We start from the raw sequence: 19,713 nt of genomic DNA on the forward strand, positions 1-19,713 counted from the left end.
TTCATCAACCTCCTAAAATAATGCGTAATCCGGATCAATCCGTTTTACCAGCCAGTTGCTTACCATAACCAGCGCAAAACCAAATATAGACTGATACAGACCGACTGCGGATGATGTGGAGAAATTATTCTGTGACATCATCATACGGTAAACAGAGGTTTCAATAATATCCGTGCTTGAAAATAACTGCGAATTATTGCCAACCAGATTCCAGAACAATCCGAAGTTACCTCTCATAATTCCTCCCAATGAAAACAGTAACAGAATAACAAAGGTAGGCTTAAGACTCGGAAGAATGATATAACGGATTCGCTGCCAACTGCTGGCACCGTCAACCTCAGCAGCTTCCACCATACTTGAATCAATACCGCAAATTGAGGCAAAATATACAACGGAACCATATCCCGTCGACTGCCATAACTGGCAAAAAACAATAATAAAAGGCCAAATTCCTGCACTGCTGTAGATTTTAAGAGGATTTCCTCCAAATGCCTTCACAGCCGTATTCAATGCACCGGTATCATAATTAAGGATATTAAAAGCAATGGCTCCGATTAAAACAGCGGAAATAAAATAAGGCAGGAACATAATCGTCTGGGATACCTTTTTAAACCATTTGCTGCGGATTTCATTCAGCATAACCGCCAATGTAATCTGAAAAATATTTCCGATTATAATGAATGCTAAATTATACAAAATAGTATTTTTAGTTAAATGCCAAAGTTCCCCGGATTTTACCAAAAATTCAAAATTCTTAAATCCTACAAAAGGGCTGCCAAAAATGCCATCTCTGAAGTTATAATTTGTAAACGCAATATAAACACCCGGCAACGGGCAGTAGCTGAAGACTACAAAGAATACAATAGCCGGCAAACACATCAACAGCAATGTCCTGCTATCTTTCAATATATTCCATAAGGGTTTTTTAGGAGTCTTATACACTGCCTCCCCTACTCTGCTCTTCTTCACTTTCACATCATTCTCCTTTTGATTGTTTTGAAATCGGTTTCATTAATTTATTAAAAAAAGAATTTCTTCAACTTTAAACAACAAATTTTACGTAATATCATTAATAATCGTTTATCTTATTAGTAATATTCTATGTATGTTTCTGAGTTTTGAAACCCATTTCATATGAATATTATATTTCATCCTTTGTAATTTGTCAACAAATATTATTGACTTTTTTTAAATATTTAGACATAAACACGAACGAAAATCAAAAATAAAGAACCAATTATTGTGCATTTTGCACTCTAATAGGTTCTTATCTACATATATTTAACAAATCATCCTAAATCCTATGGCTATATTATATATCTACTGCTCTATATTCCTGCAGGATTCTCTTATTACTAATTCGGGCGGAATGAATTGCAGTTTAAGAGGGCTTTTTCCTTCAAGGGCTGCTATAGCAGTTTCCACTAAGGCATCACCGAACTTATCATAATTATACCCCATGCTGGTCAAACGCGGTGTACAAGCGTCTGCGATAAACGTATTATCAAAGCTTGCTACAGAGATATCCTCCGGGATTCGATAAGAGTGCTGACGGATCGATTGCACAATACCAAGAGCGGTAAAATCGTTTATCGCAATGATTGCACTCGGCAATTCTATCTTGCTATCAAACATCTCATTCATTGCCTCTAAGCCACTTTCTACACTATACCCCTGGGTTTCAACCACATATTCCGGCCGAAAAGGAATTCCGTATTTTCTTAAACTACTGCGGTAACGGATACGTTTCACGTAGGTTGAATTTACATTCTTTCTGCCGCCCATTATACAAATATTCTGGTGCCCGTTACTAATCAGATATTCCATCAGAATATCCATAGCCTGAGCTTCATCAATATTAACCTGATAACAGTCGCTGCCATCTAATTTACCGGTTATTACAACGGGAGTCGAATCAGCAATCTGGTTCATCTTTTCCACATACTCTTCATCCGAAACAAATTCATCTACTTTACCGCCCATCAATATCAGCGCATCCACACGCTGTTCAAACATTTTCTGCAGATGATATTCTTCCATATCCATATTGTTCATGGAATTACTGAGTAAAAGGATATATCCTCTTTCACTGGCTGCACGCTCGCATTCAACTGCAAGAGTTGCATAGAAGGGATTACGGATATCCGGAGCCAGCAATCCGATGATTTTCGACTGAGTACTGCTCAATCCACGAGCCATTGCATTAGGACTAAAATCATATTTTTGAATTAATTCTTCTACCTTTATTCTTTTTTCATCACTGACATTTGCGCTATGCGTTAATACACGCGATACAGTTGCCGGAGAAACACCTGCTTCTTTGGCTATACGATAGATACTGACTCTTTCTTTTCCCATAAGTTCTCCTGTGAATTATCGACTTCCTATCTATACATTAGTATAATATATGAAACCGTTTTCTACAAGATTTTTTCAGAATTTCTCTAATAAAATTTTCACTGTATCTTTCTTATTAAATTCGATTCTCTACATTTCCTGCTTCCAATTCACTTCCCGTTCTTGTCCTGGCCCTTTATACGCATCAGAGAGTCTTCTTAACTGACTTTCTGTAATTGGTATGACATACCCGTGTCTTGGTGTAAAGTCGAAGGAGTATTCTTTTTCGGAAAGCTGGCGGTAATGGATAAAATCTGAAGTCTCAGCCAGTGCATAACGTCCTCCGTTAAAAGGTGTCCCGTCAGCTGCAATAATCCAGCGCTCCTTTCCGATAATCTTATAAATATTAGAACCCTCCACATCCATCTCCACCCCATCTGCTGTATACATGGGAATGGTTTCATATTCCAATCCGGTATTGGGATCGATACAGTTGAAGTCACCACTTAGGGATGATGAGACGGCTATCCTTTTGCCATTATAATACATGATATATCTGCCATTGATATGGTCATATATAATATCCCCATCAATTGCCCCATCTGTACCAGCTGGAGCTTTCATCATTAATTCCGGTTCCGTATAAGTATCCGCATCCATTAAATCTTTTGCATAATGCCTCCACATAACGGTTCCTAACGAATCATCCTGCTTCTGGATAGTCAGGTATACCATATATGCCTTCTTCTCTGGATTCCAAATGGCCTGCGGTGCCCAGGCACGGTTACAATCTGAAGTTGTCTTAAATGTCCGGTAATCAATTCTGACAGTATCTATCATTGATACAAAATCCTTTGTTTTAAAAATGATAATAGCATGATTACTGTTCCAGCCAAGGGATGATTTCATGTCGGTTGCCAGAATATAATAAAAGTCATCTTCACCTTTAAATACATACGGATCACGGATACAGCCGGTTCCCAGGGAGGAAGTATGGACCGGATAACCGTTATTCAACGAATTAAAGTCATATCCATTTCTGCTTACTCCATAGAACAGGCGCTCTTCCTCAGGATTATTGCCGGTAAAATAGACAAATAAATAAGCGGAAAAGTCATTTAACATTTTTACACTCTTTCTTCATTTTACTCTCCTACTACTCGAACTTAAGTATACACCTTCCTGCGCGATATCGGTTTCAACAAGAAAAATATCACAGAATAGGCAGACATATTCTAAACAAGCCCTTCTGTCATTATCTAAATACTGTTCCATTAAGAGAAACTGAATATTTTCTATTATCATAATATAAAGAGAAGGCTAAATACTATTGCGCAATCCTACTTTTTTTAAAATAAGTTACCTATTCCGACCAACATTAAATATTTTATTACCTTTTAAAAGAAACACTATATATTCTAGCTTTTCTTCTGCAAATCTTATTATACATTATGTTTCCGAGGTTTCTGCTATACTTATCTAGAAATATAAAGTATAATATTACCATATGCGATAACTTGGCTTAATGTAATCCGGTTAATCCAATAAAACAGTCAGGCTATTCGTTCTTATAATCTCAATTACATAATTGGATATTAACAACGATTAAGCTTTCAATGCGAAAGGAGTTATCATGATACAAGTTCAACATGTTACAAAGAAGTACGGCAATATGCTTGCAAATAATGATGTCAATTTAGAGTCCGTGGACGGAGGCTTAAGTGTATTGCTTGGTGCCAACGGAGCAGGAAAATCCACTCTGATTAAATGTATCTGCGGCTTACTGCGGTTTGAAGGTTCCATAAAAGTCAACGGTTTTGATAATCATAGTCTGGAAGCTAAGCGGTTATTGGGGTATGTTCCTGAATTTCCTGCCATGTATCCGATGTTAACGGTAGAGGAACATTTACAGTTTATTGCCAGGGCATACCGTCTGAAAGACTGGGAGCCCTACGGGAATGAACTTATGACACGTTTTGAATTAATTGATAAGAAGTCAAAGCTTGGCCAGGAACTGTCAAAGGGTATGCAGCAAAAGGTTAGTATCTGCTGTGCACTGCTGCCACGGCCCAAGGCGGTCATCTTTGATGAACCTTTTGTAGGGTTGGACCCTCATGCTATCCGGGAATTGAAATTGTTAATTACCAGTCTCCGTGATGAGGGCAATTCCGTACTGATAAGCACCCATATGATTGACAGCATGGAGGAAGCCTGGGACACCGTGTACATTATGAAGAACGGCAGTATCATGGAAACCAGAAATCGTAAGGATATTGACAGCAGAAATAGTCTGGAATCCATCTATTTTGCTATTACGGAAGGCACCTCGGTATCCGGTAGTACCATTTAAGAAGCGGGAGGAACTTATGAACAGTATTATTTTTTTAATATCCAGGATTATTAAGAATAAATTCAAACTGCTTCTTCACAAGCCTGGCATACTAGTACTATATTTATTTGCATTTATTGTCCTTATTTATTCGCTGCTATCTTCTACTATAATCCCGAATAATCAGCCCTCCTCCGATAATGCAATCTGGGTTTTTATATTTTTTTCATTATATCTGATTTTGTTTTATTTTACAGCAGTCTCAAAGGGCCTCTCTTCCGGAAGCAGTTTCTTCGATATGAGCGATGTGAACCTTCTGTTTTGTTCACCAACCAATCCCAAACACATACTGGCATACGGAATCTGTTCTCAAGCTGGTAAAAGCTTATTAGGCGGTGTTTTTCTGTTGATGCAGGGGGCAACTTTTACCTCTATGGGGCTAACCTCCTTTGATTTACTCTTATTCTTTGCAGGCTTTGTTATTGCACTTCTTCTGTTTGAGTTCATGTCACTGGCAATTTATACTTTATCCAGCCAGCGTGAGAACCGGAAAAAATTAATAAAAGTTATTTCAGTTATCCCATTTGTAATCTTTCTATTATATTTTATAAAGAATTATCAACAAAGCGGAGATATTAAAATAGCACTGTTATCTTCTGTTGAAAAAGGGGCACTAAAGTTCATCCCTATTGGCGGCTGGATTACGGAAAGTCTGAGAAATTACCATACGGGAGATATGGCAGGAATGTATACCAACTTATTGCTTACACTGCTTACAGGTATTTTCTTGTTAGCCATTATTATTTTGTACCATTCAGACTATTACGAAGATGTTCTGGTAGCAACTCAGGCTGCCTTTGAAAAGAAACGGGCTATGAAAGAAGGGGATTTTAATGCTTTGGCTAAAACCACCAAAAAGGTATCAAGGGTAAATCGGGCTATGAAAGGTTTGGGCTCTCAGGCCTTCTTTTATAAGCATCTCTTAGAGTCCTCCCGAAATAATCGATTTTTTATACTGGACGGCGGCTCTCTGTTAGTGATAGCAGGTGCCAATCTAGTTGCATTCTTTGCAAAAGATACGGTTAGCCCTATTCTGATTCTGGCTATCTCCATGTATCTTCAGAGCTTTTTTATCGGTACGGGCAGAGGATTAAAGGAACTTTACAGTCATTATATCTATATGATACCGGAGTCATCTTTTCAGAAAATCCTCTGGAGTAATGGCGAAGTCATAGCAAAGCATATATTAGAAAGCATTTTTATGTTTTTGCCCTCCTTGTTATTTACGAATTGGAGTTTTATAACACTAATACTTTGCGCCTTGATACGAAGCCTGTTCTCTGTATTTTTAGTCGCAGGTAATTTACTCTCTCAAAGAATCTTTAAGGATGTAATCAGCCAGGGCTTCTTAATTATAATGTACTTACTTTTCATCCTGTTTACAATGGCACCGGGTATTGCTGCTGCTTTTATCTTATATGTGGCAGGGCACTTATATACAGGTCTTATTATCTTAAGTTTATGGGAGTCTTTTCTTTCCCTGCTGTTCTTCTATCTTAGCAGAGGAGTACTCCATGATTGTGATATGCCAACCTTTCAAAAAAATAAATAACTTCGTAATGACCTTGTAAAGGAGGTTTATAAATGAATAAAGATAGAAACTGGACTGTTTTATTTATCGGCGGGGCTTCGGGAGTAGGGAAATCTAGCATAGCTTATGAGATTGCACGATTTTATGGCGTGAATGTCCTGGAAGCAGATGATATTCACTTATCTGTGGAAGCAGTAACAACAAAAGAACATTTTCCTGCAATACATTATTGGAACACCGGTGTAAATTGGAAAGATATCGGAGTTGATGCCAATGTAAACTGGTTGATTGATGTAAGCAAAGAGATGATTCCGGTATTAAAAGCTCTTGTAAACAGGCATATTGAAGATAAGTTGCCAGTCATCATTGAGGGAGATTTTATCTATCCCGAATTCGCAGCTTCTTTCGAGCATCCAGAGGTAAAATCAATTTTTGTGCATGAGCCGGACATAAATCAGATTATGCAGAATTATTTATCCAGAGAAGGCGGCGATTTACAGCGTTACAGAGCAGAAATAAGTATCGCCTATGGAAAATGGATAACTACTATATGTAATCAGAAGGGCTTTAAAATGATTGAATCAAGACCTTGGGATACTGCTTTAACGAGAGTTTTAAATAGCTTATAATGTTACTAAAACGGCTCCTTTTTCAGGAGCCGTTTTGTTTAGAATATAAATTTTTTCATATGTTGGATGGTAAAATCAAGACCTTTTTCACCGATTTCACCTTGCCAGGTTTCCGAATGAGGCTCTATACTTAAGGTACCGTTATATCCACAGGCATATAAGGTAGACATAAATGCTCCCCAGTTTATCTGATCCATTCCTGCCGGGGGATCATCATAACGCTGACCGCCGATAATTAGGCTGCCTTTGATATGTACATGAGCAAAACGATGTCCCCATGTCTTTGTCTCCAACAGGTAATCTCCATCGTGGTATACGCAATGGGAAGTATCATATTTAATATAAAGATCTTTAAGATGTCCTAAAATAATGCTCCAAGCTGGATCAGAATGTACAAAACTATTCCATCTGCAATTATAAACGGCTATCTTTACACCATATTCTTTTCCATAAGCAATTAACTCTTCAAAATACTTGATGGCAGCAGTACAGTTATCATAAAGTGAAAGTGTTTCGATATAATTGCAGCCTGTAACATATACACCGCAGCCTATTTCACCGCACCACTTTATGAGTGCTTTTTCATTTTCCAGCTCAGTAATATTCTTTGAACCATCCTCTAATATTCTGGTGCTTCCCCATCTTCCTACACTGCCAACAAAGAGATTATATTTTTCTAAGTATTCTTTTAACTTAGGGGTTTCTGCGATATAGGAATCAACATCTTTACCCACGTTAATGCAAAATTCTAAAAATTCCAGCCCTTTCTCCTTGGCTGAACGGAAAGGCTCTTCCGTAAACTTATCATCCTCAAAATTAGCTATTATTCCAAGCTTCATAATTTAGCGAATATTCAAACTGATAACAGTCTGAATTTCTTACCTCCTATCATATTTTCTATCATTCTACATGGATTCTCAAAGCTTCACCGGATTTTAATGTGTAAATCTTCTCTTTCATAAGAACTTCTTCTTTTACATACAAGTCTTTATCCGGGTAGATTGTTTGCAAGTTAAATCTCATGTTCTGGCTATGTGTCCCAGTATTTTTAATGATAAACTCATTAGCTTTATATTCATACTCGACACCGTAGTTTTCTGCTGTTATTTTTCCATACTGATTAAGTGTCGGACGAATATCCAAATCCACATCCAACCCCGGACGCAGTCCTAAGAATTCCTGCATTAATACCCAGGTATAAACACAAGGATATTCGTAATAATAAGCCGCACCATGCCAATTCTTATCATCCTGATAATATACATGATTCATATCATAACGTTCACCCATATGGAATTCATCCAGCTCTGCCTGAGCTGCAACTTGTAGGAGCTGATTATACAAAACATCTCCTCTGCCAAGAGAAGCCCAATAAGCTGCATCCCAGCACCAATAACGTCCTGCAGCACATAAGTCGTAAGGTCCGCCGCTCCCTATCTCATCCGGCGTGTAATCGGCAATACAGGGGGATAAAAAGGTGGGGAAACGCTGGAATTCCTCAAAATACTTCTCTATGATATTTTTCACTGCTTTGGTCTGTCCGTCATCACTATAACCAAAGAGCACGGGAAGACAGTTGGCCAATAAATGAATGTGATCATGCACCTGTCCGCTTCTATCAATCCAATCTACAAAATGGCTCTCTTTTTCATTCCAAAATCCTTGAGGAATTGGTTTCACCATGGCGGAAGAAAGTTTATCTGCCAGCATTTTAAAACGAGCAGCCGCCTCAGAACGTCCTATATGGTTTTCTAATTCAGCCAATAATCCCAGTCCATGGGCTGCCAAGGCAGCTGACATACATTCCATTCCGTCTTTAATTACCTGATCTTCATAAAATACATCGGACCAAAGCTTTCCATTACGGTCCGTCAGATGTTCCAAAAGTGATGCAGCACCTTCCAAATCCTCTATGTGTGAATGTAACCATACACTATTTTTAGTAGTTGCGTAATACAACCAGGCTGTCTCCAGAATTTCTACATTTCCTGTTACTAAAAACATCTCCGCATTGGCAGACCGGTCCAGGCTGTCTCTGCGTACATGATACTCCCTCTCGCCTTTTGGCTGAACGGCACAAGGGTTTCGAAATAGGCCAATCGGGTCTTCTCTCATCATTTTAAATTGCAGATTCATCATTCTTTCTACAACAGATAACTCACAAGCTCCTCGTAACGCTATACGACCTTTACTCTGGAACTCATGATCTACATCCGGATAGGTTCCTGCATATGTACCGGTATCTAAGGTACTGAGTACATAGCCTTCACTTACAGCAAAGTCCAGAGCGTCTGTTTTCTCAATAACAGATGGAAGTAACGTATCCCAGTAAAATCGGACGAAAGTATCCTCTAATTTTTTGCCCCCTTCTATCCCTAAAGATAAATGTTTACCAAACACATCACAAGCCGGCCATCCTGTATATAGCTTCAGAGTGTAGTCACCTTGTTCCAGCATGACTTCAACTCCTGAGCCTAACAGCTTAGCATTTTTTTCTCCGGTTCCGCTTATAAGCACCGTTAGACCCTGTGAATTTGAAATCGGTAGAATCCAAAGGTTCCCATTGCAGCTTATCTTTGTAGTCTTCTCAGAGAGACACAGGTGATATATACTTTTTTCAATTTGCACTACACCTGCTACACGTGATACTTTGAAGGTAAGCGGACTTGTTTGCTTACCGACTGTCAATGTAAACTGACTTTCTCTCTCTTTCTGCAATTTGCCGTCCTTTATTTGAAAAGGCAGGTCTTGTAACTGCATATTGCTTTGTTCCATTGCTAACCTCCTAAGTCGTGCGGTTAGTATATATACCGCCATTATATAGATTTTACCCCGGGATTCAGCAAGTAAATTATGAAGCACTTGCTGATATAAGAAAAGAAAATTTCTAAAAATATAGTTTCTCCATGTTTGAAACCCGTTTCAAACATTATATCAAAAGATAATAAAAAAAGCGATACCTTTACGAAAACTTTGATAATACTTTTCGATACAATTACTTTTGTTTAACTCCCCGGTTTACAAGATAACATATCAAAAGGGCAGAGTATAATTTCTTATACTATGCCCTCAGACTGTAGACAAAGCTAATTATTAAAGAATCATATAAATATATGTGTATAAATAATCAATACTATATTTTATCCTTGCTTATCGTATTCATTAATAAATCAAAATTTGTCAGGGGAGTAGTCAATTCGCAGTTGGTAACAAAAGCGAATATTTATTATGGACTTTAATATATTGTAATGAATTAATACCATAGGTGATGTCGTGAAATATAATAAAAGTTGGAGATTTATCGTTATACTAATTTTGTCGGATATATTACTCTTTGAAATGGTCTTTTATTTACAGAAAAATCACACCTTACCGGTATTTAATTACTCTCAAACTACCGAATCGGAAACAAAAGATGAATTAATTATTTCTTTATTTATGAACAATATCATTGCCGATAGCAGTAAATTTTATAATAATTATTTTCCGGATTCGTATCCACTAGAATACTTTAATTATGAATTTAAAATTAAAGATATTCATAAAGAAGGCGAACCATTAAATATTTACATTACATTTGACACAACACCAGTTATAGGTCCACATATTTCAGTTGGCGATGATGAAATCACTTATAAAGTAGATCCATCCGGTAATAAAACACTTGTTGGTTTTAATCATATAAAATCGTACGAAATTCCTGAAAGATTACGACCAAACATGATTAAGCCTTATCCCGAAAAAAAGAATTAATATATCATTATTAATGTGAATCAATAATTAATTCCAATTTAATAACATAGATTTACTAAAGGCACGGAAATCCCCGTGCCTCTAATATGTATAAATATTCTGTTTTTGCATAATCCAAAATTCAAAATTAATTTGTCTACAGTCTGAGGGCAGAGTATAATTTCATATACTCTGCCCTTTGTTAATAAAATTAAGATTAAACATTATTATATCATGGCGTTTTTGCTTAATATTTTACAAATTACTTAGCAGATAGGATTCTGCCTGATCTGCCGGTAATGCTTCACTATAAAGATATCCCTGTGCTTTATTGCACCTTGCACTCTTTAGGAAGATCTCCTGCTCACTGCTTTCTATCCCTTCGGCTGTTACGGTAAGATTCATGCTCTGTACCAAAGCAATAGTGGATTCAATAATACTCTTATTAAACTCATCGGTAAATAAGGTATCTAAAAAGCTCTTATCCATCTTAATATTACTGATAGGATATAATTTTAAGTAATTCATGGATGAGTAACCTGTTCCGAAATCATCCAATGCAAAGGAAATTCCAAGTTCACTTAAGGCTTCAATCATATGTCTGGCACTTTCGCTTTCCTGTAAAGCAGCTGACTCTGTAATCTCTAACTCTACATTAGAAGTGTTCACCCCTGTAAGTTCTATGATTTCCTTTACTTTTTGGTAAAAATCATTATCCTTTAACTGTCTGACAGATATATTAATGCTCATGGTTAGGTCTCTATAACCTTTATCCTGCCATATCTTTAATTGCTTTAAGGCTTCTTCCATTACAATCAGACCTATAGGCACTATTAACCCTGTTTCCTCCGACAGCTTTATAAACTGAGCCGGTTTTAAAACACCTCTTTCTGCGTGCTCCCATCTGACTAGAGCTTCAAAGCCTATAACCTTGTCGGTCTTTAAATCAATCTGAGGTTGGTAATAAACAACGAATTCCTTTTTCTCAATGGCACGCCTTAGTTCCGACTGGTTTTGTATCTTCTCCATGATTCTGTCATTCATAGCTGCCTTAAAGTAGGCAAAGGTATTTTTCCCGGTCATTTTAGCAGAGTACATGGCGGTGTCTGCATTTTTAAGAAGAACTTGAGTCGTCTTACCATCCTTTGGTGCCATAGCTACACCAATACTGACTGTTACAAAATATTCCTTTAAAGATAAAACAAAGGGATATTCAAAAACCTTAAGAATCTTCTTTAACTTACTTTCATATTCACCGACATCTGTAAAGTTCTGTGTCAGAATGACAAACTCGTCACTGCCCAGTCTTGCCAGATAGTCATTCTCATCAATAGATTGCTTCAATCTATGGGTGATGTCAATTAGCAATTCATCTCCATAGGAATGTCCTAAATTATCCGTAATCTGCTTAAAATCATCCACATCGATATACATCAGTGCTACAATTTCTTCATTCCGAAGAGTCAGCATGACATTATCTACGAGCTCAGTCAAAGCATAGTGGTTGGGTAATTGGGTCAGTAAATCTGTAAAAGCTATCTTTTTCAGTTTATCATTGTTCTTTTTCAGTTCTTCATTCTTTGTTTGGTATTGATTTCTAGTATTTACAGCTTCTTCATAGGAGAACTCCAGTAAATGATATTCCTCATCCAACTGTTCCTTTTGTCCTGATAACGCTTTTAAAGCCCTAGTCTTCCTGCTATGGAGAATAAACAATACGATTAGGAGGAGTATTCCTATGCCAGCCACAATAAAAAATATATTCCCTGTACTATAAGGTATAATATACTTCTTATCTCCTCCCAGTGACTCAATAGTTATCATAGTATTTAGTATTATCGTACCCAAATTTTTCCTGTCTCTCCTTTTACATAGAGCCTGTTTTACTACATATTATACCAATAAATCGTTGACAAAGCAATCATTTTTTACTTTTTGCATAATAACCGCTTCCTTAACGGTGAATAATACAATAGGTTCACGTTAATTATAGGTTCCATGTAATCATTACTGTACGGGATTATATCCAATAAATATATCCTATATACGATGTACTTCAAAAGGGTTCTTACTATATTACTGTCTATCCGTTAAGTATTTATCAATAGCGATGGCTGCCTTTTTACCGGCACCCATAGCAAGGATAACCGTAGCTGCTCCAATAACCGCATCCCCGCCTGCGAAAACTCCTTCTTTTGTAGTCTGTCCGGTTTCTTCATCGGCAATAATACAATTATATTTATTAAGATCGAGACCTTTTGTGGTTGATGAAATCATCGGATTTGGACTTGTTCCAAGAGACATAATCACCGTATCTACCGGAAGTTCAAATTCGGAATCTTTCCTTGGAACCGGCCTTCTTCTGCCAGAGGCATCCGGTTCGAGAAGTTCCATTTCTTCACATTTCATGCCCTTTACCCATCCGTTGTCATCTACAAGAATTTCTGTTGGGTTTGTCAGGAATTTGAATATAATTCCTTCTTCCTTGGCATGGTGCACTTCTTCCACTCTGGCAGGCAGTTCCTCTTCACTTCTTCTATACACGATATATACTTTTGCTCCAAGCCTGAGAGCTGTCCTGGCTGCATCCATAGCCACATTACCGCCTCCTACAACAGCCACTGTCTGTCCTGCTGCAATTGGGGTATCATAGCTGGCGTCAAAAGCTTTCATCAGATTATTTCTGGTAAGGTACTCATTGGCAGAGAATACACCATTTGCATTTTCACCGGGTATTCCCATAAATTTCGGTAGCCCTGCACCGGAACCAATGAATACAGCCCTATAGCCTTCTTCCTCCATCAGCTCGTCGATGGTAATGGATTTACCGATTACTACATTGGTTTCTATTTTAACTCCAAGAGCTTTCACATTCTCAATCTCAGTCTTTACCACGGTTTCCTTTGGTAAACGGAATTCAGGTATACCATACACCAGTACGCCGCCAGGTTCATGAAGAGCTTCAAAGATGGTGACCTCATACCCCAGCTTAGCAAGGTCTCCCGCACAGGTAAGGCTGGCTGGGCCGGAGCCGATAACTGCTACTTTCATATTCTTTTTCTCCGTTGGCAAGTCCGGTTTAATGTTATTCTCTCTTGCCCAATCCGCAGCAAAACGCTCTAATTTACCGATAGATACCGGTTCACCCTTTATGCCTCTGATACACCTTTCCTCGCACTGGGTCTCCTGCGGACATACTCTTCCGCAGACAGCAGGAAGTGCTGTATAATTACTCAGTACTTTATAAGCACCTTCCGGATTGCCTTTTTCTATTTCTCGGATAAATCCGGGGATATCAATATTGACAGGACATCCTGCAATACATCTGGCATTCATACATTTTAAGCAACGGCTGGCCTCCAACTTCGCTTCCTTTTCATCATATCCCAAACAAACTTCTTCGAAATTATGCGCTCTTACCTGCGGATCTTGTTCTCTGACAGGTACTTTCTTTAACACATCCATAATTACCTCAATTCTGCTGCCTATTACGGCATTACTCTCTTAAGCGGAGATGTCTCCTCTCCCTTGTCCTAAATGGTTACTATTTCTCTATGGGGTCACTGCAGCCGCAGCCACCGCCTTTATGGGTTTCCCCTTCTTTTTCCTTTAAAACAGCTCTTCCTTCTGCTGTTTTATACATTTGCTGTCTCTTCATGGATTCATCAAAATCCACCAGATGTCCATCAAACTCAGGTCCGTCTACACAAGCAAATTTCACCTTACCTCCTACGGTAAGTCTGCAAGCTCCGCACATTCCGGTACCATCTACCATAATGGGGTTCATACTTACAATTGTAGCTATACCAAGCTCTTTTGTTAATAGACAGACAAATTTCATCATAATTACCGGGCCTATAGCTATCACCAGATCATAATGCTTTCCCTGATTATTTACCAGGTCTTTGATACAGTCATTTACATTTCCTTTAAAACCATAAGAGCCATCATCTGTTGCCACATAGACATTCTTTGCAACCTTGCTCATTTCTTCTTCCAGAATAATCAGTTCTTTATTTCTTGCACCAATGATGCAATCCACCTCATGTCCCTGTTCTTTCATCCATTTGACCTGAGGATATACCGGTGCAGTTCCTACTCCTCCTGCCACGAACAGGATACTTTTCTCATGAAGTTCCTCATATGTTTCATCTATTAGTTCCGATTTATTACCTAAGGGCCCTGCAAAATCCTTGAACTCCTCTCCCACCTCATATCCTGCCATACGCTTTGTGGAGGAACCAAGTGCTTGAAATACGATGGTTACGCTTCCCTTTTCCCTGTCATAATCACATATGGTAAGTGGGATACGCTCTCCCTTTTCATCCATCCTGACTATGACAAATTGTCCAGGATAGCAGGATTTTGCTACTCTTTTTGCCTCAATATCCATCAGATAAATATTGGGTGCCAGGTTTTCTTTTTTTAATATTCTGTACATATTTACCTCTATTCTGCCGGCTTGCGGCATAAGTCTAATGACACCTGTATGCATATTTATTAAGCTGCAATGCTGTCATTGCAGCTAATGGTTTACATTATAAGATATCTGTCACAAAAAATCTACACTTTCCTACACAGAAAGCTATGAATGCGATTGATTACCTTAGAATTATCATAATCAGAATAAAAATAAGAAAGAACCTTTCTCATTCCAGCTATAAATACTGGATGTTTTACACAAAATAAGATATAATGACTTTTAGAGATTATTTGATCAGCCACGGATTCAGGAATATCACTCTAAGATGTGATATTCACGAAAGGAGATGCAATGAATACTATTTTAGTTTGTGATGACGATAAAGAAATTGTTGATGCAATTCAGATATATTTAAGAGCAGAAGGTTATAACATTATAAAAGCTTATAACGGAAAAGAAGCACTGGAGGCCATTGAATCTACAGAGGTCCATCTGGTACTTATGGATATTATGATGCCGGAAATGGATGGCATCCATGTAACAATGAAATTAAGAGAAAATAACAGCACCCTGCCAATCATACTGCTTACAGCCAAATCAGAGGACAGTGATAAAGTTCTTGGTTTAAATGTCGGTGCTGATGACTATATTACAAAGCCATTCAATCCCCTGGAACTGATTGCAAGGGTAAAATCTGCTCTGAGACGATATACAAAGCTTGGCAGTATTGTTTCAGAGGAGCAGAATATCTATTCCTCCGGAGGCCTTGTTGTAAATGATGACAGAAAAGAGGTCTATGTGGATGGTGAGCTGATTAAGCTTACCCCTATAGAATACAACCTTCTGAAACTTTTGGTAAAAAATAAAGGAAGAGTATTCTCCATAAATGAAATCTATGAGCTGATCTGGAATGAACCTTCCTACGGTGCAGATAACATTGTTGCTGTCCACATCAGACATATTAGAGAGAAGATTGAGATAAATCCCAAAGATCCAAAGTACCTTAAGGTTGCCTGGGGTATCGGTTATAAGGTTGAGAAATATTAATTCTTTTTAAATGCAATTTTTCAACTACGTAATTGGGAACATCAAATACCATATTTGATATTTACAAACAAATTTGACTAAAAATTATAACAGTTTTAGGCCATATATTTACGAAAGGAGTTATAATGAATAGAATCAAAGGCTCCGTATATATAAAAATATTGATACATATAGCTCTGTTTTTGTCAGGTCTTACTCTGGCAATCGGAACTTATCATATTTTTAATTATCTTGATTCTTATACTACAAATACTTCGGATTTTAAAGAGACCTCGGAATTCCAGAATAAATATTTAAAATACGTGGAAAGAGTTGCCGTATATGTTGACTACAGAGAAAAAGGTTATTCCGGCAGTATTGGATTCGACCCATCCTCCTCTGACATCTCCTCTCTCTTTGAAAAAGAGGTAGATACCAAAACTAAGAAGAAAGACAACGATGCCAGTACCGAGCAGCAAAAGTTCGATTATTACAATGCTATTCTTAATCAGACCAATAGTAATTTCCTGTACTATGTTAAAAATATTAAGACCGGCGCCGTCTACGCTTCCGCTGCCCTTGAGAATAAGGTCAATAAGGCCAATGATGACGGCAAGAACAAGATGACCCTGAAGGAATATCTTGAACATGTGAAGTTAACCAACAATGCCTACCTCATTATAAACACAGAGACTGAAAAATATGCCACTAATGTTAACCGCAATTATCAGTATCTGAATGATGAAAATCTTAGTTGGGTAATAGATTATATTAAAGGTAATGTAATTAACGGAGAGGGAGACAAAGAAAAAGATCGCGGGGATTATCTTATCTGCACCACGATTGTAAATAATTTTCCGAATAAAGCAGATGAATTCGGAACCATGTACCATCATTTCAATTCGCTGTACTTTAATTATTCCAACTCTCTGCATCCGGTACCTATCTCCTTTATTATGCTTCTTCTGTTCTTAATCTTGACCGTATTCTTTACCGGTCATTCTAAAAATTCCGACGAGATTATTCTCTTAGGCTTTGACAGACTTAAAACAGAATCAAGCCTTATCCTTACTGCCGGCGGTGCTGCTCTGCTGTATACCACTGCCATACGGTTATGCAAGTACCTTCATGAGGACTATAGTTTTGATTATTCCATATTGTTAGGAATAGGCTATGCTATCCTGTATCCTTTTTGCATGTTTGCACTTTTAAGCTTGGTACGAAGAGTGAAAAAAAATATCCTTATCTCGAATTCCTATCTCCACAGCTTTGGATTAAAGCTTAAGGTATTTATCAGAGAGTTTTTCACCGGGAGAAGTATAACCTTTCATTTTGCTGGTATCATTATCTTATTCACAATAATAGAAACTGCAGGCTTTTTGATATATCGGTATGCTTTTTCCTTCCATTACCGTATACCCATTGCCATTACTACCTGTATCTTTGGTTATCTGTTTCTATTCTACCTAACCATCAAGCAGGTAATTGATTTTAAGATTATCAGTCACGAAACCAAGAAGCTGGCTGATGGTGACCTAAGCCATAAGATACCAATAGAATCCATGCGTGAGCCGGCCCTATCCCTGGCTCTTGATATCAATAACATCAGTGAAGGCTTCTCCGCTGCCGTAGATGAAAAAGTAAAGAGTGAGCGCTTAAAAACAGAACTAATCGCCAATGTCTCCCACGATATTAAGACGCCGCTAACCTCCATAATTAATTATGTGGATTTATTAAAAAAAGAAAATCTGAACAACGAAACCGCACAAGGTTATCTGGATATTCTCTCCGGAAAGACCTGGCGTCTGAAGACATTGATCGAAGACCTAGTAGAAGCCTCAAAAGCTTCTTCCGGCGCTCTGGTCCTTAATCTTGAGTGTCTGAACCTGGTTGAATTGGTAAGACAGTCCCTTGGTGAATTTGAAGATAAATTCCTTGACCATAAGATTGAGCCGGTATTAACAGTATCCCAGGAGCCACTGTATATTATGGCTGATGGAAGAAGCACCTACCGTATAATCGAGAACATCTTCTCTAACGTTGTAAAATATGCCTTAAGCGGTACCAGAGCATATATCAATATCGGTGCCGAAGAGGACATGGCAGTTGTTTCGGTTAAAAATATCTCAACAGCAAAATTAAATATCAGCACTGATGAGTTGATGGAACGATTTGTAAGAGGTGATCTCTCCAGAAATACTGAGGGAAGTGGTCTGGGCTTATCAATTGCCAAGAGCCTTGCGGCTATCCAGGAAGGAACTTTTGATATTGAACTGGATGGCGATCTCTTTAAAGCGGTTCTAAAATTCAATAAATTAAATGGGTATACCAGTGAAACCAGAATAGCAAAGGAAAGTGACTTCTTGCCTTAAGAGTCACTTTCCTTCTTCTTTAGTCCCATATTAAAAACTGTTAAATCAGCTGTAGTAGCAAGTACATTGTTCTTATAATGATCATCAAAGGTAACTTCCTTAGAAAACCAATCCGGCGGTGTAAAGTCTGCTGCTTCTTCCTCCGACTTAAATTCAACCTCTGCAAAAACTAGACCTTCAAGCTCTCCTTCAAAGATATCAAGCTCTGCAGTTAATCCATTATCAAGAGGTATCAGGTAGCGGCATTTTGTAATAAGCCTCAAATCCACCTTTTCCCTCAGATGATAATAAGCCTCTTTTGTTAACGGAAGCTCAACTTCCTCACATACTAAAGCAACAGAACTGTCAACTGTCTTGTTTAACCTGGACTTATAGGTCATATAATAGTCTTCATTGCTTTTTCGGATACGGACAACCGGATTGGTGCAAAGATAACCCTGCTCTATCTCCTTCTTTTTATAAACTGTAAGATCTTCCGGCAGTTTTTTCAGTAAGAATTTTCTTTCTGTTTCCATAGTACTCATCCTCCACACTCTTGTATACCGCGAATTAGGGCATCCTGCATATTTGCCTTAAAGCTTCGTGTTATTCAATATTAATTATAAAACCTTCTGTCCGTTTATTACAAGCTGAAATCTTAAATTTAGTTTTGCAGCTGCTTTCTTACATAAAACCATACGATCTAAAAATATTTCAAAATAATCCATTACAGAAGAGAATTCTGTATCTATGGTAAGGCTTAAGGTTATCTTACTCTTTTCTTCATTTATCGTTGTTTCTGCTTCTTTCACAGCGTAATTTACCCGGTCATGGATATCAAAGCTTGCAAAATCCCTGTTTCTGACTCTTGTGTAGCGTACGTCTGTTTTATCTGCCAGAATCAAGGCTGCTGCGACCTCATTTACTGGGTAGGCAGTACTTTCATCATGGTTTCCGATCGCAGAAATAATCACTGCAATATCTTCTGCCTCCACCCCCTGTCTGTCCAGAATACGAAAGGCCATAACGGCACCGCTCTGAGCGTGGTCAACGCGGTTAATCACATTACCGATGTCATGCATATAGGCAGCTATCTGAGCAAGCTCAACGGTCCTCTGAGGATATCCCATTGTTGTAAGAATATACTTCGCCTTTTCAGCTACCAGCCCTACATGAGCAAAACTGTGCTCGGTATAACCCAAGGCACCAAGGGCCTCATCTGCCTTCTGGATATATGTTTTAATCTGTGGAATCTTTTTAATCTCGCTATACGTAATCAACTTATTACCTCCCGG

General features: G+C 38.1%; 16 protein-coding genes. 6 read left to right on the forward strand and 10 right to left on the reverse strand.

What is annotated here, in order from left to right:
• Positions 1 to 12 precede the first annotated feature (12 nt).
• From bsdcttw_RS15110 to bsdcttw_RS15120, 3 genes are all read right to left on the reverse strand, one after another.
• Entirely contained in the window at positions 13 to 975 is a 963-nt protein-coding gene (locus tag bsdcttw_RS15110; protein WP_225903671.1) for an ABC transporter permease, read from the reverse strand.
• A 345-nt stretch (positions 976 to 1,320) separates the two neighbouring features.
• Positions 1,321 to 2,358 carry a LacI family DNA-binding transcriptional regulator gene (locus bsdcttw_RS15115; protein ID WP_185255677.1) on the reverse strand — a complete coding sequence of 346 codons (1,038 nt, stop codon included), beginning with the start codon at positions 2,356 to 2,358 and terminating at the stop codon, positions 1,321 to 1,323.
• A gap of 129 nt (positions 2,359 to 2,487) precedes the next feature.
• Positions 2,488 to 3,462, reverse strand: a complete 975-nt coding sequence (locus tag bsdcttw_RS15120) for a glycoside hydrolase family 43 protein (RefSeq protein ID WP_185255678.1) — start codon at positions 3,460 to 3,462, stop codon at positions 2,488 to 2,490.
• 508 nt (positions 3,463 to 3,970) lie between these two features.
• Between bsdcttw_RS15120 and bsdcttw_RS15125 the strand changes: the two genes are divergently transcribed.
• Genes bsdcttw_RS15125 through bsdcttw_RS15135 form a run of 3 tightly spaced genes read left to right on the forward strand, consistent with a single transcriptional unit; the run spans position 3,971 to position 6,886 of the window.
• Complete coding sequence (locus bsdcttw_RS15125) at positions 3,971 to 4,687, forward strand: ABC transporter ATP-binding protein (protein WP_185255679.1); 717 nt, start codon at positions 3,971 to 3,973, stop codon at positions 4,685 to 4,687.
• 16 nt (positions 4,688 to 4,703) lie between these two features.
• Positions 4,704 to 6,278, forward strand: coding sequence for a putative ABC exporter domain-containing protein (locus tag bsdcttw_RS15130; protein WP_185255680.1), 1,575 nt, complete (start codon positions 4,704 to 4,706; stop codon positions 6,276 to 6,278).
• Positions 6,279 to 6,310: 32 nt separating this feature from the next.
• Positions 6,311 to 6,886 (forward strand): hypothetical protein, encoded by a 576-nt coding sequence (locus tag bsdcttw_RS15135; RefSeq protein WP_185255681.1) that lies wholly within the window; start codon positions 6,311 to 6,313, stop codon positions 6,884 to 6,886.
• Between the two features lie 38 nt (positions 6,887 to 6,924).
• Here bsdcttw_RS15135 and bsdcttw_RS15140 read toward each other — a convergent pair whose 3' ends face one another.
• The gene (locus tag bsdcttw_RS15140; protein ID WP_185255682.1) at positions 6,925 to 7,725 is read right to left on the reverse strand and encodes a sugar phosphate isomerase/epimerase family protein; all 801 of its coding nucleotides are present in this window, start codon (positions 7,723 to 7,725) and stop codon (positions 6,925 to 6,927) included.
• A gap of 61 nt (positions 7,726 to 7,786) precedes the next feature.
• On the reverse strand, positions 7,787 to 9,661 hold the full coding sequence (locus bsdcttw_RS15145) for a glucosidase family protein (RefSeq protein WP_185255683.1): 1,875 nt from the start codon (positions 9,659 to 9,661) through the stop codon (positions 7,787 to 7,789).
• 498 nt (positions 9,662 to 10,159) lie between these two features.
• Between bsdcttw_RS15145 and bsdcttw_RS15150 the strand changes: the two genes are divergently transcribed.
• On the forward strand, positions 10,160 to 10,639 hold the full coding sequence (locus tag bsdcttw_RS15150) for a DUF3888 domain-containing protein (RefSeq protein WP_185255684.1): 480 nt from the start codon (positions 10,160 to 10,162) through the stop codon (positions 10,637 to 10,639).
• Between the two features lie 234 nt (positions 10,640 to 10,873).
• Here the strand turns inward: bsdcttw_RS15150 and bsdcttw_RS15155 are convergent, their stop codons facing one another.
• The 3 genes from bsdcttw_RS15155 to bsdcttw_RS15165 all read right to left on the reverse strand — a co-directional run bounded on the left by bsdcttw_RS15155 (position 10,874) and on the right by bsdcttw_RS15165 (position 15,059).
• Positions 10,874 to 12,466 carry a putative bifunctional diguanylate cyclase/phosphodiesterase gene (locus bsdcttw_RS15155; protein WP_207726417.1) on the reverse strand — a complete coding sequence of 531 codons (1,593 nt, stop codon included), beginning with the start codon at positions 12,464 to 12,466 and terminating at the stop codon, positions 10,874 to 10,876.
• Positions 12,467 to 12,694: 228 nt separating this feature from the next.
• Positions 12,695 to 14,083, reverse strand: coding sequence for an NADPH-dependent glutamate synthase (gene gltA, locus bsdcttw_RS15160; RefSeq protein WP_185255686.1), 1,389 nt, complete (start codon positions 14,081 to 14,083; stop codon positions 12,695 to 12,697).
• A gap of 79 nt (positions 14,084 to 14,162) precedes the next feature.
• Positions 14,163 to 15,059, reverse strand: coding sequence for a sulfide/dihydroorotate dehydrogenase-like FAD/NAD-binding protein (locus tag bsdcttw_RS15165; protein WP_185255687.1), 897 nt, complete (start codon positions 15,057 to 15,059; stop codon positions 14,163 to 14,165).
• A gap of 333 nt (positions 15,060 to 15,392) precedes the next feature.
• Here bsdcttw_RS15165 and bsdcttw_RS15170 point away from each other — a divergent pair, with 333 nt between their 5' ends.
• Together bsdcttw_RS15170 and bsdcttw_RS15175 are read left to right on the forward strand one after the other, a co-directional pair.
• Entirely contained in the window at positions 15,393 to 16,088 is a 696-nt protein-coding gene (locus bsdcttw_RS15170) for a response regulator transcription factor (protein WP_185255688.1), read from the forward strand.
• A gap of 125 nt (positions 16,089 to 16,213) precedes the next feature.
• Positions 16,214 to 18,439, forward strand: coding sequence for a sensor histidine kinase (locus bsdcttw_RS15175; protein ID WP_185255689.1), 2,226 nt, complete (start codon positions 16,214 to 16,216; stop codon positions 18,437 to 18,439).
• Here the strand turns inward: bsdcttw_RS15175 and bsdcttw_RS15180 are convergent.
• Complete coding sequence (locus tag bsdcttw_RS15180; protein WP_185255690.1) at positions 18,436 to 18,954, reverse strand: CYTH domain-containing protein; 519 nt, start codon at positions 18,952 to 18,954, stop codon at positions 18,436 to 18,438. The genes bsdcttw_RS15175 and bsdcttw_RS15180 overlap by 4 nt on opposite strands.
• An 84-nt stretch (positions 18,955 to 19,038) precedes the next feature.
• Positions 19,039 to 19,698 carry an HD domain-containing protein gene (locus tag bsdcttw_RS15185; RefSeq protein ID WP_185255691.1) on the reverse strand — a complete coding sequence of 220 codons (660 nt, stop codon included), beginning with the start codon at positions 19,696 to 19,698 and terminating at the stop codon, positions 19,039 to 19,041.
• Between the last annotated feature and the right edge of the window lie 15 nt (positions 19,699 to 19,713).

The sequence above is a fragment of the Anaerocolumna chitinilytica genome (assembly GCF_014218355.1).
Classification (GTDB): Bacteria; Bacillota; Clostridia; order Lachnospirales; family Lachnospiraceae; genus Anaerocolumna; species Anaerocolumna chitinilytica.

Excerpts from the sequence above, each read along its gene's own strand:
- bsdcttw_RS15115 (WP_185255677.1), bottom strand. The coding sequence starts at position 2,358 with ATGGGAAAAGAAAGAGTCAGTATCTATCGTATAGCCAAAGAAGCAGGT.
- bsdcttw_RS15120 (WP_185255678.1), bottom strand. The coding sequence starts at position 3,462 with ATGTTAAATGACTTTTCCGCTTATTTATTTGTCTATTTTACCGGCAAT.
- bsdcttw_RS15125 (WP_185255679.1), top strand. The coding sequence starts at position 3,971 with ATGATACAAGTTCAACATGTTACAAAGAAGTACGGCAATATGCTTGCA.
- bsdcttw_RS15130 (WP_185255680.1), top strand. The coding sequence starts at position 4,704 with ATGAACAGTATTATTTTTTTAATATCCAGGATTATTAAGAATAAATTC.
- bsdcttw_RS15135 (WP_185255681.1), top strand. The coding sequence starts at position 6,311 with ATGAATAAAGATAGAAACTGGACTGTTTTATTTATCGGCGGGGCTTCG.
- bsdcttw_RS15140 (WP_185255682.1), bottom strand. The coding sequence starts at position 7,725 with ATGAAGCTTGGAATAATAGCTAATTTTGAGGATGATAAGTTTACGGAA.
- bsdcttw_RS15145 (WP_185255683.1), bottom strand. The coding sequence starts at position 9,661 with ATGGAACAAAGCAATATGCAGTTACAAGACCTGCCTTTTCAAATAAAG.
- gltA (WP_185255686.1), bottom strand. The coding sequence starts at position 14,083 with ATGGATGTGTTAAAGAAAGTACCTGTCAGAGAACAAGATCCGCAGGTA.
- bsdcttw_RS15165 (WP_185255687.1), bottom strand. The coding sequence starts at position 15,059 with ATGTACAGAATATTAAAAAAAGAAAACCTGGCACCCAATATTTATCTG.
- bsdcttw_RS15170 (WP_185255688.1), top strand. The coding sequence starts at position 15,393 with ATGAATACTATTTTAGTTTGTGATGACGATAAAGAAATTGTTGATGCA.
- bsdcttw_RS15175 (WP_185255689.1), top strand. The coding sequence starts at position 16,214 with ATGAATAGAATCAAAGGCTCCGTATATATAAAAATATTGATACATATA.
- bsdcttw_RS15180 (WP_185255690.1), bottom strand. The coding sequence starts at position 18,954 with ATGGAAACAGAAAGAAAATTCTTACTGAAAAAACTGCCGGAAGATCTT.